Origin of the sequence: Streptomyces subrutilus, assembly GCF_001746425.1 — a bacterium.
Taxonomy (GTDB): Bacteria; Actinomycetota; Actinomycetes; order Streptomycetales; family Streptomycetaceae; genus Streptomyces; species Streptomyces subrutilus_A.
Genome location: NZ_MEHK01000001.1, coordinates 3,420,579 through 3,437,589, shown reverse-complemented (window position 1 = coordinate 3,437,589; position 17,011 = coordinate 3,420,579). Strand labels below are relative to the sequence as shown.

Annotated in this window: 18 protein-coding genes; 9 read left to right on the top strand and 9 right to left on the bottom strand. The window is 71.4% G+C overall.

Going from position 1 to position 17,011, the window contains the following annotated elements:
• The first annotated feature begins 9 nt into the window (after window positions 1–9).
• The 5 genes from BGK67_RS16405 (at window position 10) to BGK67_RS16390 (ending at window position 2,382) form a co-directional block, all read left to right on the top strand.
• The gene (locus tag BGK67_RS16405; RefSeq protein ID WP_079154222.1) at window positions 10–600 is read left to right on the top strand and encodes a hypothetical protein; all 591 of its coding nucleotides are present in this window, start codon (window positions 10–12) and stop codon (window positions 598–600) included.
• A gap of 14 nt (window positions 601–614) precedes the next feature.
• Window positions 615–782, top strand: coding sequence for a hypothetical protein (locus BGK67_RS38895; protein ID WP_167739576.1), 168 nt, complete (start codon window positions 615–617; stop codon window positions 780–782).
• 98 nt (window positions 783–880) lie between these two features.
• Window positions 881–1,336, top strand: coding sequence for a BlaI/MecI/CopY family transcriptional regulator (locus BGK67_RS16400; protein WP_079154221.1), 456 nt, complete (start codon window positions 881–883; stop codon window positions 1,334–1,336).
• An 11-nt stretch (window positions 1,337–1,347) separates the two neighbouring features.
• The gene (locus tag BGK67_RS16395; protein ID WP_069920785.1) at window positions 1,348–1,878 is read left to right on the top strand and encodes an amino-acid N-acetyltransferase; all 531 of its coding nucleotides are present in this window, start codon (window positions 1,348–1,350) and stop codon (window positions 1,876–1,878) included.
• Between the two features lie 165 nt (window positions 1,879–2,043).
• Window positions 2,044–2,382: a histone-like nucleoid-structuring protein Lsr2 gene (locus BGK67_RS16390; RefSeq protein ID WP_037921217.1), complete on the top strand. Its 339-nt coding sequence runs from the start codon at window positions 2,044–2,046 to the stop codon at window positions 2,380–2,382.
• Here the strand turns inward: BGK67_RS16390 and BGK67_RS16385 are convergent.
• Window positions 2,361–2,951: an SCO3374 family protein gene (locus BGK67_RS16385; protein ID WP_069920784.1), complete on the bottom strand. Its 591-nt coding sequence runs from the start codon at window positions 2,949–2,951 to the stop codon at window positions 2,361–2,363. The two genes, BGK67_RS16390 and BGK67_RS16385, sit on opposite strands and share 22 nt — an antisense overlap.
• A 486-nt stretch (window positions 2,952–3,437) precedes the next feature.
• Here BGK67_RS16385 and BGK67_RS16380 point away from each other — a divergent pair, with 486 nt between their 5' ends.
• Entirely contained in the window at window positions 3,438–5,963 is a 2,526-nt protein-coding gene (locus BGK67_RS16380; protein ID WP_069920783.1) for an ATP-dependent Clp protease ATP-binding subunit, read from the top strand.
• Window positions 5,964–6,375: 412 nt separating this feature from the next.
• Window positions 6,376–7,011, top strand: coding sequence for a M23 family metallopeptidase (locus BGK67_RS16375; protein ID WP_069923912.1), 636 nt, complete (start codon window positions 6,376–6,378; stop codon window positions 7,009–7,011).
• Between the two features lie 99 nt (window positions 7,012–7,110).
• Here BGK67_RS16375 and BGK67_RS16370 read toward each other — a convergent pair whose 3' ends face one another.
• The 7 genes from BGK67_RS16370 to BGK67_RS16340 form a co-directional block, all read right to left on the bottom strand.
• Window positions 7,111–8,316: a LamG-like jellyroll fold domain-containing protein gene (locus BGK67_RS16370; protein ID WP_069920782.1), complete on the bottom strand. Its 1,206-nt coding sequence runs from the start codon at window positions 8,314–8,316 to the stop codon at window positions 7,111–7,113.
• A 74-nt stretch (window positions 8,317–8,390) separates the two neighbouring features.
• The gene (gene cseC, locus BGK67_RS16365; protein ID WP_069920781.1) at window positions 8,391–9,704 is read right to left on the bottom strand and encodes a two-component system sensor histidine kinase CseC; all 1,314 of its coding nucleotides are present in this window, start codon (window positions 9,702–9,704) and stop codon (window positions 8,391–8,393) included.
• A complete protein-coding gene (gene cseB, locus BGK67_RS16360; RefSeq protein ID WP_069920780.1) occupies window positions 9,701–10,414 on the bottom strand; it encodes a two-component system response regulator CseB in 714 nt (237 codons plus the stop codon). Before cseB ends, cseC begins: the two co-directional genes overlap by 4 nt.
• Window positions 10,415–10,459: 45 nt before the next feature.
• Entirely contained in the window at window positions 10,460–11,152 is a 693-nt protein-coding gene (locus BGK67_RS16355) for a hypothetical protein (protein WP_432215457.1), read from the bottom strand.
• The gene (locus BGK67_RS16350; protein ID WP_069920779.1) at window positions 11,140–11,700 is read right to left on the bottom strand and encodes a SigE family RNA polymerase sigma factor; all 561 of its coding nucleotides are present in this window, start codon (window positions 11,698–11,700) and stop codon (window positions 11,140–11,142) included. Before BGK67_RS16350 ends, BGK67_RS16355 begins: the two co-directional genes overlap by 13 nt.
• A 241-nt stretch (window positions 11,701–11,941) precedes the next feature.
• Window positions 11,942–12,883: an HhH-GPD family protein gene (locus BGK67_RS16345; RefSeq protein WP_069920778.1), complete on the bottom strand. Its 942-nt coding sequence runs from the start codon at window positions 12,881–12,883 to the stop codon at window positions 11,942–11,944.
• Between the two features lie 29 nt (window positions 12,884–12,912).
• On the bottom strand, window positions 12,913–13,542 hold the full coding sequence (locus BGK67_RS16340; protein ID WP_069920777.1) for a phosphatase PAP2 family protein: 630 nt from the start codon (window positions 13,540–13,542) through the stop codon (window positions 12,913–12,915).
• Window positions 13,543–13,681: 139 nt separating this feature from the next.
• Between BGK67_RS16340 and BGK67_RS16335 the strand changes: the two genes are divergently transcribed.
• Window positions 13,682–14,470, top strand: coding sequence for a hypothetical protein (locus BGK67_RS16335; RefSeq protein ID WP_069920776.1), 789 nt, complete (start codon window positions 13,682–13,684; stop codon window positions 14,468–14,470).
• A 137-nt stretch (window positions 14,471–14,607) separates the two neighbouring features.
• The gene (locus BGK67_RS16330) at window positions 14,608–15,678 is read left to right on the top strand and encodes a S1C family serine protease (protein WP_079154220.1); all 1,071 of its coding nucleotides are present in this window, start codon (window positions 14,608–14,610) and stop codon (window positions 15,676–15,678) included.
• A gap of 57 nt (window positions 15,679–15,735) precedes the next feature.
• Here BGK67_RS16330 and disA read toward each other — a convergent pair whose 3' ends face one another.
• Complete coding sequence (gene disA, locus BGK67_RS16325) at window positions 15,736–16,860, bottom strand: DNA integrity scanning diadenylate cyclase DisA (protein WP_069920774.1); 1,125 nt, start codon at window positions 16,858–16,860, stop codon at window positions 15,736–15,738.
• Window positions 16,861–17,011: the final 151 nt, after the last annotated feature.

The window sequence follows — 17,011 nt, the reverse complement described above, 5'->3', positions numbered from 1 at the left end:
CTTCGGCCCATGCCCACGCCCTATGGATCCCGCGGCGGCATGGCGTTCAGTGCCGCCGAGCTGCACGTGCTCAGGCGCTCGCTCGCCCACGCCCTTCAGTCCTCCTCGGCCCCCCTCGATGCCTCGGAGGTCCAGGACTGCCTGCGCCTCGCGCGGTCGGTGGACGACGCGGTCCAGGAGGCGGCCCGGCTCAGAGCCTTCCTCCTGGCGGATCTGGCCCGCTACCGGGGCGCCCTGCCGGGCAGCCTCCGCGGGTACCTGGAACTGCTCCAGGACGCCCTGGCGGCCGGGTACGAGCCCGCCCCCGACGACCTGGCCGCCCTGCGCGCCCTGCGGGCCGACCCGGCCGCCGCCGCGCTGCTGGACCGGGCCCAGGACCTCCTGGAGCGCTCCGTACGCCGGCGGCTGTCGACCGCGCCCGCGCCCCGGACCCGGCTGCTGGCCATGGCCGGCGGCCGGGAGGAGCCGGCCCCGAAGCCCCGGCCCGGGGAGCCGCCGCAGCCGGAGGAGCCCCCGCGGCCGATCCCGACGCCCGGCGAGGTCTTCCCGCCACGCCGCAAGCCGACCCCGCCCCCGGCGGAGGGCCGGGCCGCCGGCTAGCTACGCTGAGGGGCATGGACTACGTTTCCGCGCTCGTGCCCCCCATCGTGATGGCCGCGTTCTTCATCGCTCTCGTCGTGACGATCGTGAAGACCCAGGGCGGCGCCAACAAGGCCAAGGAGGACGAGGCGGTCGACGCCGTGATCGCACGGGCCGAGGCCGCCCGGCAGTCCCGCAACTGACCGCCCGGGTCCGGGGTCCCCCCGGGGCCCCGGATTTTGTCGCGCGTTGCCGCGCGAATAGTCGGGCAATTACCCACAAGCCGCACTATCGTGCTGTTGTGCCTCGCCCCTTGGGAGAACTCGAAGACGCCGTCATGACGCGGGTGTGGCAGTGGAACCGCCCGGTCACCGTTCGGGAAGTGCTGGAAGACCTCCAGCAGGAACGGTCCATCGCGTACACCACGGTCATGACCGTTATGGACAATCTTCATCAGAAGGGCTGGGTCCGCCGGGAAGCGGAAGGCCGCGCCTATCGATATACGGCGGTCTCCACCCGCGCCGCATACTCGGCCGCACTGATGAACGAAGCGTGGTCGACCAGTGACAACCCCGCGGCCGCACTCGTCGCCTTCTTCGGCATGATGTCGGCGGAACAGCGGGAAGCCCTCCGGGACGCCGTCCGGATCGTCCAGCACGACGACGAAGCGGCGGAAGCGGCGGAGGCGGCCGCACCGGCCGGGCCCGCAGCGGCCGAAGGGGAGTCCGGCGAGCGTGCGGAGGGCCCGGGGCGATAGCGTCCGGGCCCATGGGAGAGTTTTCCGCCGCACATGCAGAAACAGTGACGATCCGCCGTGCCCGCACCGGTGATGTTCCAGCGCTGCGCCGCCTGCTCGACCAGTACGTGCAGCAGCGGATCCTGCTCGACAAAGCACCTGTCGTCCTTTACGAGGACATCCAGGAGTTCTGGGTCGCGGAACGCGACTCCGACCGCCAGGTGGTCGGCTGCGGCGCTCTCCACGTGATGTGGGAAGACCTCGCCGAAGTACGCACTCTCGCCGTCGACCGCGACCTCAAGGGCGCCGGCGTCGGTCATCTGGTGCTGGAGCAGTTGTTGCGGACGGCCCGCGAGCTCGGGGTGAGCCGGGTTTTCTGTCTGACCTTCGAAGTCGACTTCTTCGCGAAGCACGGCTTCGTCGAGATCGGCGAGACCCCGGTCGAGACCGATGTCTACATGGAGCTCCTGCGTTCCTATGACGAGGGTGTCGCAGAGTTCCTCGGTCTCGAACGAGTGAAGCCGAACACCTTGGGTAACAGTCGGATGCTTCTGCACCTCTGATCGATGGCCCCGGCTTTTCGGGCGCTCCGCGCGCCTGTGGCCTATGTCCGAATCGCGCACGTTTCCCGCCTCGTTGCCGTCCTGAACCTCTCCCCGGGGGTTTGTGTTTTCCAGGCAAAAGCGGTTTCCTTTCCGCGTACTGCTTTTCGATGAAAGGAAATCCCGGTGGCACAGAAGGTTCAGGTCCTTCTTGTCGACGACCTCGACGGCGGCGAGGCGGACGAGACGGTGACGTTCGCTCTGGATGGCAAGACCTACGAGATCGACCTCACCACCGCCAACGCTGAAAAGCTCCGCGGTCTGCTCGACCCGTACACCAAGGGCGGCCGCCGCACCGGCGGGCGCGCGACCGCCGCCCGCGCCAAGGGCCGCGCCTCGGCCGCGACCGGAAACCCGGACACCGCCGAGATCCGCGCGTGGGCGAAGGAGAACGGTTACAACGTGAACGACCGCGGCCGCGTCCCGGCCGAGATCCGCGAGGCCTACGAGAAGGCCAAGGGCTGACCGCGCCGCGTCGCCCGGCGCCGCAGGCGGGCGCGGTGGCATTCCGTCGCCGCCGCCGCCACCAGGCGTACGAGATCGGGCCCGGCGCCCGGCCCGGGGGAACCCGGCAGGGCGGGCAGCAGTGCCTCGCACCCCTGCTCGGGGGGTCGCAGCCAGACGGCGGCCTCCCGAGGGCCGGGGGACTGCCCCGGGGGAGCCGGGGCGGTGATCCGGCCGCCCGCACCCAGCGCGGTGAGGTCCAGGGCGACCCCGCCCCACTCGAGCCAGTCCAGCAGCCCGTCGAGCTCCTCCGCGCTCCCCGCGGCCACCAGGAACCGCATCCTGCGCCCCATGAGGGCGACCGGGCCCGTGTCGACCGGCCTGCGCAGGAGCGCCGTCCCCGCATCGGACGGCAGCTCCAGGACGTCGAACCGGGACCCCGTGGCGAGCTGTACGGGCGGGCCGCCCGCCACCGGCCAGCCGAGCACGCGCTCGTACCAGGAGGCGTACGCGGTGCCCGCGGCGCACCCGGCCTCCTCGGCCGGGACGCGGGGCAGCGGGACGGCGGGGGAGGCGACGGTGGAGGCCATGCCCTGAGCAACTCCCGGGGAGCGCGCGGGTTACGGCCCGGACGCCCTCCGGCGAGAGCCGGGGAGTGACCCACGGCACGCGGGCCAATGCGGAACGTAAAGATCCGCGGGGCGGAGTCCCACATTCGGGACGGAACTGTGTTCGCCCTTAGCGGAGGGAACCGGTGCCGCGGGCATGGAGTGTCAGTCCTTACGGGTAAGACATTCCTAGTGGATCGGGGCGACACGCTGATTTGACGGGCTTCCGTTCGCCATGGGCGTACACGCATGACGGGTATCTGCCTGGCCTGCGGGAACATCGTCTCGCACCATCGGGTTGGAGCAGTTGTCGGCTCTTCGAGCCGGTTTTCCCCGCCCATGCGGGGGTGAGCCGCGGAGGGATGTCGGCAGTTGGAATGAGCTGTCCCGCCCCGCGGGACTAGCATGCGGAAGGACAGGGCGGGGACCGACCCCGAACTGCCCGACCGCTCTGAGGAGCGATAAACGATGTTCGAGAGGTTCACCGACCGCGCGCGGCGGGTTGTCGTCCTGGCTCAGGAAGAAGCCCGGATGCTCAACCACAACTACATCGGCACCGAGCACATCCTCCTGGGCTTGATCCACGAGGGTGAGGGTGTCGCCGCTAAGGCCCTGGAGAGCCTCGGGATTTCGCTCGAGGCTGTTCGCCAGCAGGTTGAGGAGATCATCGGCCAGGGGCAGCAGGCCCCGTCCGGCCACATCCCCTTCACCCCGCGGGCGAAGAAGGTCCTGGAGCTTTCGCTCCGAGAGGCCCTCCAGCTCGGCCACAACTACATCGGCACCGAGCACATCCTGCTCGGCCTGATCCGCGAGGGCGAGGGCGTCGCCGCCCAGGTCCTCGTGAAGCTGGGCGCCGATCTCAACCGAGTCCGGCAGCAGGTCATCCAGCTGCTCTCCGGCTACACCGGCGGAGGCAAGGAGTCGGCCACGGCCGGCGGCCCGGCCGAGGGCACGCCCTCGACCTCGCTCGTCCTGGACCAGTTCGGCCGCAACCTCACCCAGGCGGCCCGCGAATCCAAGCTCGACCCGGTCATCGGGCGCGAGAAGGAGATCGAGCGGGTCATGCAGGTGCTGTCCCGCCGGACCAAGAACAACCCGGTCCTCATCGGCGAGCCCGGCGTCGGCAAGACCGCCGTCGTCGAGGGGCTGGCGCAGGCGATCGTCAAGGGCGAGGTCCCCGAGACCCTCAAGGACAAGCACCTCTACACGCTTGACCTCGGCGCCCTGGTCGCCGGTTCGCGCTACCGCGGTGACTTCGAGGAGCGCCTGAAGAAGGTGCTCAAGGAGATCCGCACCCGCGGCGACATCATCCTGTTCATCGACGAGCTCCACACCCTGGTGGGTGCGGGCGCCGCCGAGGGCGCGATCGACGCCGCGAGCATCCTCAAGCCCATGCTGGCCCGTGGTGAGCTCCAGACCATCGGTGCCACGACGCTCGACGAGTACCGCAAGCACCTCGAGAAGGACGCGGCCCTCGAGCGCCGCTTCCAGCCGATCCAGGTGGCGGAGCCTTCCCTCCCCCACACGATCGAGATCCTCAAGGGCCTGCGCGACCGCTACGAGGCCCACCACCGCGTCTCCATCACGGACGAGGCCCTCGTCCAGGCGGCGACGCTGGCGGACCGGTACATCTCGGACCGCTTCCTGCCGGACAAGGCGATCGACCTGATCGACGAGGCCGGCTCCCGGATGCGCATCCGCCGGATGACCGCGCCGCCGGACCTCCGCGAGTTCGACGAGAAGATCGCGGGCGTGCGCCGCGACAAGGAGTCGGCCATCGACTCCCAGGACTTCGAGAAGGCGGCGTCTCTCCGTGACAAGGAGAAGCAGCTGCTGGCGGCGAAGACCAAGCGCGAGAAGGAATGGAAGGCCGGCGACATGGACGTCGTCGCCGAGGTCGACGGCGAGCTCATCGCCGAAGTCCTCGCGACCGCGACCGGCATTCCCGTCTTCAAGCTCACCGAGGAGGAGTCCTCGCGACTGCTCCGCATGGAGGACGAGCTCCACCGTCGGGTCATCGGCCAGAAGGACGCCATCAGGGCGCTCTCCCAGGCGATCCGCCGTACCCGTGCGGGTCTGAAGGACCCGAAGCGCCCGGGTGGCTCGTTCATCTTCGCCGGCCCGTCCGGTGTCGGTAAGACCGAGCTCTCGAAGACGCTCGCCGAATTCCTCTTCGGCGACGAGGACGCGCTGATCTCCCTCGACATGTCGGAGTTCAGCGAGAAGCACACGGTTTCCCGTCTCTTCGGTTCGCCCCCCGGCTACGTGGGCTACGAAGAGGGCGGCCAGCTCACCGAGAAGGTGCGCCGCAAGCCGTTCTCCGTCGTCCTCTTCGACGAGGTCGAGAAGGCCCACCCGGATATCTTCAATTCCCTTCTCCAGATCCTGGAGGACGGTCGCCTGACCGACTCCCAGGGCCGGGTCGTGGACTTCAAGAACACGGTCATCATCATGACCACCAACCTGGGTACCCGGGACATCTCGAAGGGCTTCAACCTGGGCTTCGCGGCCCAGGGCGACACCAAGACCGGCTACGACCGGATGAAGGCGAAGGTCAACGAAGAGCTCAAGCAGCACTTCCGGCCCGAGTTCCTGAACCGCGTCGACGACACGGTCGTCTTCCACCAGCTCACGCAGGAAGACATCATCCAGATCGTCGACCTGATGATCGCCAAGGTCGACGAGCGCCTCAAGGACCGCGACATGGGCATCGAGCTCAGCGGTGACGCGAAGCAGCTCCTGGCCAAGCGCGGCTACGACCCGATCATGGGTGCCCGGCCGCTGCGCCGGACGATCCAGCGCGAGATCGAGGACATGCTGTCGGAGAAGATCCTCTTCGGCGAGCTGCGTCCCGGACACATCGTGGTGGTGGGCGTGGAGGGTGAGGGCGAGGAAGCCAAGTTCACCTTCCGCGGCGAGGAGAAGTCGGCTCTGCCCGACCTCCCCCCGATCGAGGCCACGGGCTCCGGCCCGGACCTGTCGAAGGGCGCGTGACCGCCGTAGGGCGGTAGCAGGACGAAGGGGCGGCCCCGGGACCGAAAGGTTCCGGGGCCGCCCCTTTCGGGTTCCGGCCGTCCTTCCGGTTGCCCGCCGAAGGTCCCGGCCGAGCCCGCCGCAGGTCCTGAGGCGGTGACAAGCCGCACAGGGCAAATCGGACCTACTAGAACGTTTCGTAGATCCAGTCACCCGATTTGTCCACCAGCGACCCAGTAGGGACCTGGTCAAACGACTGCGTCACACACACGGGGTCTACGAGTTCACGTAGTAATGGGGAGGTTTGGGGAAGTACGGGGGCCCGGGTTACCAAAGATGAGCCCACCCGGCACACGCCAGAACGTGCCGGGTCACTTCATGCCCGCGACGGGCGTGGACCACGTCTTTGTCCCCGGCCCCGGAGGTCTCCTTCATGTCCGCGAAGCGCGTCATCACCCCCCGTACCCGTATCACCGTCGGCGCAACCGCTCTCGGCGTGGCGCTGGCCCTCGGGGCCGGGACGACCGCCGCCTTCGCCGACACGACGCGGACCGCCCTCACCGGGACCGCCGAGCTGGTCGCCGAGCAGGCCGCGGCCCAGGCCGCCGGCGCCGCGAACGCCGCGAAGGCGTCGACCGCCGGGAAGTCCGGCCTGTGGGACAAGCCGCTCGAGAAGTACACGCTGTCCGCGACCTTCGGCAAGGGCGGCAGCATGTGGTCCCGCAAGCACTCCGGCCAGGACTTCGCCGTCCCGGTCGGCACCCCGGTCGACGCCGTGGCCGCGGGCACCGTCGTCAAGGCGGGCCCCAACGGCGGCGGCGACGGCCCCGCGTACGGCAACGCCATCGTGATCAAGCACGCGAACAACACGTACTCGCAGTACGCGCACCTCTCGAAGATCCAGGTCAGGATCGGCCAGAAGGTCGCCGTCGACCAGCAGATCGCGCTGTCCGGCAACACCGGGAACTCCAGCGGCCCGCACCTCCACTTCGAGATCCGGACCACCCCGAACTACGGCTCCGCCGTCAACCCGGTGGCCTTCCTGCGCACCGTGGGCGTCACCATCTGACCCCTGCTCTCCCCGAGGCCGGTCCTGCTCACCCAGGACCGGCCTCGCCCGTTCCCCGTGCTGTGACCGGAAAGGTCCACGGGGTCGCGGCCCACAGCACTAGGTCAGCAGCCAGGAGTGCGAGGGCTTCGTCGCCGCGGGCATCTTGCCCTCCTTGTAGGCGGCCGCCAGCTCGGGCGTGAAGGCCGTCTCGTAGATCCGGATGTTGTGCATGCCCCCCTGCCAGGCGCCGGACCAGATGCCGTGGTGGCGCGAGCGGCCCAGCTGGAGGGGGCCGGGGGCCTGCCAGATGCCGGGCACGGCGGCCTCGCCGGCCTTCTTGCCGTCCACGTAGAGGGCGATGGCCTTCTTCTCCGCGTCGTACGTGCCGATCACCGTGGTCGGCGTCTTGACCATGCCCAGGCCCTCGGCGACGACGGTCTGGGTGGTGGCCGCGGCGCCCTTGTCCCCGGTCTGCACCCGGAAGATCCAGGCCTGCTTGCCGTTCACCTGGTCGATGCCCAGCTCGAAGGAGAACGACTCGCCGTCGCCCTGGCTCACGGCGATCCGCGACCCCTTGGCGGCCGAGTTGTAGAGGCGGGCCGTGACGGAGAAGCTCTTCGTCACGTCCACGGCCGCCTCGGAGGCCTGCGCGTAGGACTTCGACGTCCCCTTCGAGACGATCTGGAACCGCTTGCCCACCGGGGCGATCTGCGTGTCGGGCCCCAGCCGGATGCCGATCTTGCCGTTGCTGTCGCGCAGCAGCGTCGCGTCACCCTCGACGGTGGGGGAGTAGGGCGCCGACGAGCCCGAGGGGCCGCCCGGCGAGGCCGACGCGGAGACCGCGGGGTCGTCCGTCGGGACCTGCGGGTCCTCCTCGCCGCCCAGCAGGAAGAACGTTCCGCCGCCGGCCAGCAGGGCCAGTACGGTCACCCCGCCGCCCAGCATCCACAGCCGCTTCTTGCGCCGCTCGGCCGCGGAGCGGTCGGCCATGGCCTCCCAGTCCGGCTGGTCGCCGACCGGCCCCGGTATGCCCTGCTGGGCCGGGGACCACGGCGTCGGCTGCGCACCGGGATCCTGCCGGTAGGGGTCCGGCTGGTGCGCGTCGGGCTGGTACGGGTTCGGCTGGCCCGCCGGGGGATAGCCGTAGCCGCCGCCGTCCTGCGCCGGCGGCCCGGGCGGGAAGCCGTAGCCGCTCTGGGCGGCCGGTCCGGGCGGGAAGCCGTACCCGCCCTGTGCGGGGGGCCCCGGCGGGAACCCGTAGCCACCGCTCCCCGGGGCGGGCTCGGGCTGCTGGTTGCTCTGGGGATTCGTGCCGTCGCTCATGCCACGGATGCTAAGTCACGGACCTACCGGACCGTACGGCCCGGTGCCGATCCGCCCCTTCCCCCGCCCCGCCCCTACTGCGGGGGCTTGATCACCGGGAAGCTGCCCGTCGCCGTCGGCGCGTGCTCGGGGAGCCACAGCACCGCCACCGCGCCCGCCGCCCGGCCCTCGCGGTCGAAGCCGCCCGGGGCGGCCACGTTGCGGAAGGTCAGCCGGGCGCCCAGCACCCGCGCCTGACCCTCGGCGATGGTCAGCCCCAGCCCGTGCCCCACGCCCGCGCGGTCCGTCGACCCGGTCCGGAACCGGCTCGGCCCCTCGCGCAGCAGCGCCTCCGGGAAGCCCGGCCCGTGGTCCCGGATCCGCACGACCCTGCCCTCCACGTCGACCTGGACCGGCGGCCGCCCGTACCGCGCGGCATTGGCCAGCAGGTTGCCCAGGATCCGCTCCAGGCGCCGCGGGTCGGTGCTGACGATCTCGTCCGCGACCACCCGTACCGACGCCTCCGGCATCAGCGCCCTCACCCGCCGGCTCACGAACTCGCCCAGCGCCACGTCCTGCAGCTCCGCCCGTTCGGACGCGCTGTCCAGCCGGGCCACCTCCAGCACGTCCTCGACCAGCACGCGCATCGCCTGTGCGCGGTCCCGTACGAGCTCGGTCGGCCGGCCGGGAGGCAGCAGTTCGGCCGCCGTCAGCAGGCCCGTCACCGGGGTCCGCAGCTCGTGCGCGATGTCCGCGGTCACCCGCCGCTCGGCCTCCAGCCGCTGCTGGAGGGCGTCGGCCATGGCGTCCACGGCCCGGGCGAGGTCGTCCGTCTCGTCCCGTACGACGCCCCCGACGGCGTCCCGCACCCGCACTCCGGGATCTCCGTGCGCCACCCGCTGCGCGGCCGTCGCGGCCTTGCGCAGCCGCCGCGAGATCTGGCCGCCGATGAGGACGCCCAGCGCCGAGCCGCCGACCACCACGGCCAGCGAGCCGACGACCAGCGCCTGGTCCAGGTCGCGCACCATGTTGGCGCTCTCCCGGAACTGCGTGTGCAGCGACAGCACCTGCCCGTTCTCGAGCGGCACCGCGGCCCACACCTCGGGGGCCCCCTTGGCCGACTCCTGGACGTAGGTGCCGCGCCGGCCGGAGCGCGCCTTCTCCCGCAGCGGGGCGGGCAGGTCCGGGTCGTTGAGCTTGGCGCCCATGGGCGGTTTGCGCCCGGCCTCGGCGTTGCGGGAGATGAACTGCACGCGGTCCAGCTGTACGTCGCGGGCGCTCTCCAGCATCGACACCCGGGCAGCGCTGTGCACGACCAGGCTCAGCGCCACCGCCGTGAGGGCGCCCACGGCGGCGATGGCGATGGTGATCTTCCAGCGGATCCCCGTGCGGAGGGTGAACCGCCTCATGCCTTGAGCTTGTATCCGAAGCCCCGGACCGTCTCGATCCGGTCCTGCCCGATCTTGGTGCGCAGCCGCTGGACGTGGACGTCCACGACCCGGGTGTCGCCGCCCCAGTCGTAGTCCCAGACCCGCTCCAGCAGCCGGTCGCGCGACAGTACGGTGCCCGGCGCGGAGGAGAACTCGAGCAGCAGGCGCATCTCGGTCGGGGTCAGCGCCACGGCCGCGCCCGCCTTGCGCACCTCCATGCCCTCGGTGTCGACCTCGAGGTCGCCGAAGGAGAGCACGCCGTGCTCCTCGTCCCGGCTCTCGTCGGCAGAGCCGTGACCGCCGTTCCGGGGCCCGCCGGCGTGGCCGAAGCGGCGCAGCACCGCGCGGATCCGGGCGACGAGCACCGAGCCGTCGAACGGCTTGGTGACGTAGTCGTCGGCGCCCGCTTCCAGGCCCAGCACCACGTCGATGGAGTCGGCGCGCGCCGACAGCATGATCACCGGGACGGTGGACTCGTCGCGGATGCGGCGGCACAGGCTCACCCCGTCCATGCCGGGGACCATCACGTCGAGGAGGGCGATGTCGGGCCGGTTGGCCCGGAAGGACTCCAGTCCGGACAGGCCGTCGGGCATGGCGGTGACCACGAACCCGTCGCGTTCCAGCGCCAGGGTCGTGGCCTCGCGGATGACGTCGTCGTCCTCCACGAACAGGACATGGGTCTCGGCCATGCGGGGAGCCTCGCCTCGGTTCTTCGGTACTCGGTTGTGCGGCAGTCAGTTCTTGTGGGTCACGGCCGGAGCGGGCACGCCGCCGCCGTCGACCACGTTGCTGTACTCGGAGTGCACCCGGTCCTGCTCGGTGAACTTCTCCCCGTCCCAGCGGTACGTGATCACGTCCTCGCCCGACGGATAGGCGAGCGGGTCGCTCTTCGCGTAGACCTGCTTGGTGACCACCAGATCGCCCCGGTCGATCTCCGCGTAGACGGGCGGCTGCTCGTCCGAGAAGACATTCTCGTACTTCGCGCCGTCCGCGCGGTACACGTACGAACCGCGTCCCAGTGCGTCGGCGCACGACAGGACGTTGACCACGATGTCGGCGACGGTGCTGCCGGTGACCTTCCCGTAGCTCACGTCCACGGGGTAGTCCTTGCCCGTGCAGGGCTTGAGGTCCCGTTTGACCTCGGCGCTGACCTTGGGGTCCGCCTTCAGCAGGGCCACCGGGTCGACCTTCTTCAGCGGCTGCCCGGAGGTGGCCGCGGACGGCTGCGAGGTGCCTTCGGGGGTGGTCGGGGAGGGGGCGGTCTTGGCGACGGGGTCCGTCCGGGCGGGGCCGCCGTCGCGCAGGCCGGTGCCGCCGGTGGCGCATCCGACCGCGAACACGGCTGTGCCGACGAGGACGACCGTCCCCGCCGACACCAGGACCAGCGAACGTCTGCCGGTCAGTCCTTGGCCGTTCAGGCCGCGCACCGCTCACGCCCCTCGTACCGGATGGTGTGGTCACCGCGTTCCAGCGCGCGCATGTCCAGGTCCCGGCTCTCCAGCTCCTGCCGGAGGCGCGCCAGCGCACGATGCAGCGTGCTCTTCACGGTACCCGCCGACATGCCGAGCGCGGCGGCGGTCTCCTCCGTGCTCATCTGCTCCCAGTGTCGCAGCACGACCACGCTGCGCTGCTTGGGCGCCAGCACCTTGAGGATGTCCATGAGCAGGGCGCGGTCGGCGCGCTGGTCGGAGCCGTCCTCGACGGAGGCGTCGGGAAGCTGCTCGGTCGGGACCTCTTCGAGTTTGCGGGCGCGCCACCACTCGGTACGGGTGTTGATCATGACGCGGCGGAGGTAGGCGTCGGCCAGGGACTTGTCGGCGATGCCGTCCCAGCGGCCGTAGGTGCGCACGAGGGCGGTCTGCAGGAGGTCCTGCGCGTCGGTGGGGTCCGGAACCAGGCGCCGGGCGCTGCGCAGCAGCGCGTCCTGCCGAGTGCGTACGTACTCCTCGAATTCGAGTACCTCGCCGTGCGCCATCTCAGACCGCCTCCGTTCCGTGCAACCGCTCTTCCGCTGCCTTACGGGTCCGAAGTTACGGAGGGGTTGTCACGGGCCTGTGCGGGCCAGCCTTCGGTGGACGCACGGACACCCATAGGTTGTGTAACAGTGCCCGTGAGCTGGGGTTTCGGCGGCGGAAGCGGAATGGTTGAGTCGGATACGAGTCTGCTCCGAGGCGGTCGTGCGAGGGCTCCGCGGCCGGCCGCGGACCGCGCTCCCGTCAGGTCTGCGGCAGCCGGTACATGCCTCCCTCCAGCGGCTCCACCAGCCCGTCGGAGACCAGCCCGTCGAGCGACCGGGCGCGCTGCACGGGCTCGTCCCACACCGTGTCGAGCACGGCCTGCGGAACCGGTCCCACCGCCTCCCGGAGCACGGCGAGCAGCCGGCCGCGCACCTGCCGGTCGGTCCCGGCGTACGTCTGCCCGCGCCGCGGCGGCCCCTCGTGCGCCGGCTTCCCGGCGAGGCGCCACGCGCAGAGCCCGGCCACCGGGCAGCGGGCACAGCCGGGGTTCTTGGCGGTGCACACCAGCGCGCCGAGCTCCATCGAGGCCGCCGCCCAGCGGGCCGCGGTGTCCTCGTCCTCGGGCAGCAGGGCCCGGGCCAGGCGCCGCTCGGCGGCGGTGGTGGCGTTCGGCGGGTACTCCACCCCGGTGGCGGCGCGGGCGAAGACCCGCCGGACGTTGGTGTCGAGCACGGCGTGCCGCTGCCCGTACGCGAAGGAGGCCACGGCGGCCGCGGTGTACTCGCCGATGCCCGGCAGCGCGAGCAGCTGCGCGTGCTCGCGGGGGACGTCGCCGCCGTGCCGCTCCGTTATCGCCACGGCCGCGCCGTGCAGCCGCAGCGCCCGGCGCGGGTAGCCCAGCCGGCCCCACGCCCGTACGGCCTCACCCGGGGCCTCGGCGGCCAGGTCGGCGGGGCGGGGCCACCGGGTGAGCCACTGCTCGTACACCGGCAGGACGCGGCTCACGGGGGTCTGCTGGAGCATGAACTCGCTGACCAGGACCCCCCAGGGACCGGCTTCGGGGCGGCGCCAGGGCAGGTCGCGGGCGTGCTCGTCGAACCACGCGATGACGGGGGAGTGCAGTGCGCGGGAGACGGCCGGGGACTCGGGGGAGTCCGGCGATTCGGGCGATTCGGCGGGGGTGATGGGGGATGCAGTCATGGCAGACGGCATCCTGACACGTTTCGTCCCTACCTTGCGGGGCCCGGGCCGGTGAACCAGACAACTGCCGGTACGCCGCTCGCCCGCATGGCGGCGGCGATCCGGCCGGCCGGACCCGCGAGCGCCAGGACGAGGAGGGCGGCCAGCGAACCGCCCAGCAGCAGGCCCATCGCCACGTCGTGCGGGTAGTGCACGCCGACGAAGACGCGGGAGAAGGCCATCAGCAGGGCGAGCGGGACGGTCAGCAGCGCGAGGCGGCGCACGGCCATGGCCAGCGCGACCGCGGCGGCGCCCGCCAGGGCGGAGTGGTTGCTGGGGAAGGACCAGTCGCCGGTCGGCGGGCAGGTCACGAGCGAGGCCGCGGCACCGGCGACGGCGCGGCAGGGCCGCTCCTCGTCCACGGTGGACTTCACGGCCTCCGACACGACGTATGCGGCGGCGGTGACCGCCGGGGCCAAGGCGGCGAGCGCGACGGCCCGGGAGCCGGCCAGCCCGCGCGAGCGCCACCAGACGGCCAGGAACAACACCCCGAAGAGCAGCAGCCCGTACTCCGTCCATATCTCGAAAGCCGACCGCACCCAGGGGGGTGCGGAGTGGGCCGAATCGGTGATGTCGAGATACAGGGCGGTGCTGTCCATGGTCACCGACGGTACCCACATGCGCCTGGTGCCCGCGTCGGACTCCTGGCCGATTTCCGGCGTTCCGGCTGCGCCTCCAGGATGATCATCCGCAGAACAAACCCGCGGCGCGGCATGGGGGGGCGCCGATCGGGCCGCGGACTCTCGTAAAGTTCCGTCCGTGGGATCTCTGCGCAATCCGGTCGGGCCGCTCCCCTCCTCCATCTACTGGCGACGGAGGGCTGTGCTGGCGTCCGTCGTCGCGCTCCTCGCGCTCCTCGCCGTATGGACCGTCAGTTCCGGCGGGGGGAAGTCGAGTACGAACGGCAAGGGCCAGGGACGCCCCGATCCCATCGCCTCGATCACCCCGGGCCCCGGGGGCACCGGGCCGGCGATCAGTCAGGCCCCGGGCGGACGCCCGGAGTCCGGCGGCAACGGCACCGGATCCGAGGGCGGCGGCTCCGGCGGCGCGGGCAAGAACGGAGAACCGGGCAGCGGCACGGGCGCGGGCGGCACGGCCGGCACGGGCGGCGGCGCGGCCCCGGTACCGGCGGACCCGGCCCTGCCCACGTGCGCGCCGTCGGCGCTGCAGTGGGAGGTCAAGAGCGTGAAGAACGAGTACGAGGCCAACGAGAAGCCCCGTCTCGAACTCGTCGCCCGCAACACGGCCGGCACCACCTGCAAGGTCGATCTCGGCCCGAAGCAGGCGGTCCTGACGATCCTTCAGGCCACCAGCGGCAAGGCGGTGTGGTCCTCGGCCGACTGCCCGACGGGCTCGGGCAGCGCGTTCTTCCGCCTCCCCGCGCAGGGGGAGACGAAGCAGTCGCTCGAATGGGACCGCAAGTTCAGCGCGGCCGACCAGTGCCAGGCGCCTCCGGCGGGGGCCGCGGGCCCGGACACGTACGTGGTCGAGGTCAAGGCCCCGGGGATGCCGGTGGCGCGGACCTCGTTCGTCCTGAAGCAGGACTAGCCTCCGCCGGGCCGGGGCCCGGACCTCCCTCCAGGACAGCTCGGCCGCACGGGATTACGCTGAAACCACAGCGATCGTTCCCGGCCGGCAGTGGTTCCAGGGGGCGGGGCCTGGCCGCCCCAGTCGAAGGGGACCTTATGAGTGCGAGAGTCACGGGTGTGGCTGTCGGCGTCCTGGCCGCGGTCATCACCGCCTGGAGTCCCGCGACGGCGTGGGCGGACGATCCTTCGCCCCGACAGGTCTACGAGAAGGCCGCGCCGGCCACGGTGCACGTGATCGGGAAGTACGGCACCGGTACCGGCTTCGTCTACAACGCGGACGAGGGGCTCATCGTCACCAACGCGCACGTCATCCAGGGAGAGGCCGCTCTGAAGGTGGTCATCGACGACGGGCCGCCCGTCCCCGTGCGGGTGCTCGGCAGCGATCCGTGCGAGGACCTCGCGGTGCTCAAGCTCGCCTCCCCCAAGGAGGACCTCAAGGAGCTGGAGTTCGGCAAGAGCGGCGATGTGGGGACGGCCGACACCGTCATGGCCCTCGGCTATCCGGCCTCCCTCGGGGACACCGACGCCACCCAGGACGTCGCCTTCACCTCCGGGGCCGTGCAGACGTCCGAGGTGGGCGCCACGCCCCTCACGTCCCTCCCGCGCTACCCCTCCCTGATCCAGCATTCCGCGACGGTCAACCCGGGCAACTCGGGCGGGCCGCTGCTCAACGCCAAGGGGGAGGTCGTCGGCATCAACACCCTCGGCTACGCGGAGGAAGGGGTGTCGGGGCAGTTCTACGCGATCAGCAGCGACCACGCGGAACCCAAGCTCGCCGGGCTGGCCGCGGGCGACAACAAGAACGACCCCGGCTGGTGGCTCCTGGACCTGTCGGACCCGAGCGTCCCCGCCCAGTTCGAGGAGATGGGCGCCGCGCAGGACAAGGCCTTCAAGGCCTTCCAGAAGCAGGGCGTCGACGGAGTGATCGCCATGAGCGTCAATCCGCAGTCCCCGGCCGCCAAGGCCAACCTCGGAGCCGGCGACGTGATCAACATGGTCAAGGGCGAGCCCGTGACCTCGGTCGCCGATGTGTGCGACGTGCTCCAGTCGGCGGGAGCCGGCGAGAAGCTGACCGTGGACGGCGTCTACTCGGGCGCGCTCACGAGCACCGGGGGCACGCCGGGCGAGGGGTGGACCGCCGAGCTGGTGCTCGGGGGCAAGCCCTAGCGGCGTCCCGGCCGCAAGCCCCGGAGGCGTCCCGGCCGGAGGTACCGCACGTCCCGGCTAGACGTACCGCTCGAGGATCGAGGACTCGGCCAGGCGGGACAGGCCCTCGCGGACGCTGCGCGCGCGGGCCTCGCCCACGCCGTCCACCGTCTGCAGATCGTCCACGCTCGCGGCGAGCAGCTTCTGCAGCCCCCCGAAGTGCTCCACGAGCCGCTCGATGATGGCCCCGGGCAGCCGGGGAACCTTCGCCAGCAGACGGTAGCCGCGCGGCGACACCGCCGAGTCCAGGGTCTCCGGCGACCCGGTGTACCCCAGCGCCTTCGCCACGATCGCGAGCTCCAGCAGCTCCGGATGCGTCAGCGCGTCCAGGGCCGGCAGCGCCTCCTCCACCGTGCGGGAACGCTTCGCCGTCGGCTCCGGCACGTAGTCCCGGACCACCAGCTCCCGCTCCTGCTCGATCCCGACCGTCAGCTCGTCCAGCTGGAGCGACAGCAGCCGCCCGTCCGTCCCCAGCTCGACGACGTACTCGGCGATCTCGGTCGCGATCCGGCGGACCATTTCCAGCCGCTGCGCGACCGCGGTCACATCACGGACCGTGACCAGGTCCTCGATCTCCAGCGCCGACAGCGTGCCCGCGACCTCGTCGAGGCGCAGCTTGTACCGCTCCAGCGTGGCCAGCGCCTGGTTCGCCCGCGACAGGATCGCCCCGGACTCCTCCAGGACCCGCCGCTCCCCGTCCACGTACAGCGCGATCAGCCGCATCGACTGCGACACGGAGACGACGGGGAAGCCGCACTGCTTGGAGACGCGGTCGGCGGTCCGGTGCCGGGTGCCCGTCTCCTCCGTGGGGATCGACGCGTCCGGTACCAGCTGGACGCCGGCCCGCAGGATCTTGGTGATGTCCTTGTCCAGGATGAGCGCGCCGTCGAGCTTGCACAGCTCGCGCAGCCGGGTCGCGGTGAACTCCACGTCCAGGACGAAGCCGCCGGTGCACATCGCTTCGACCGACTTGTCCATGCCGAGGACGAGGAGCCCGCCGGTGTTGCCGCGGACGATCCGTTCCAGGCCGTCACGCAGCGGCTGACCAGGTGCGACCGCGCTCAGCGAGGCGCGCATCATGGCCTCCTGCTTGGAGCTCGCGCCCGACTTGCCGGATGCTGCTGCCCCGTCCTTGGCTGCCACTGCACTCCTCCGGTCGCGGGTTGCGCCGCCTGCGTACGGCCGGGCGGACCATGCCGAAGTCTACCGGCGCGCGCTGCGGCCCGGCCGTGGCTTGGTCAGGCGGGCCCCGCCGGGACTCCGTACGGACCCTCTGACCAGCCCGGGTCCGTCT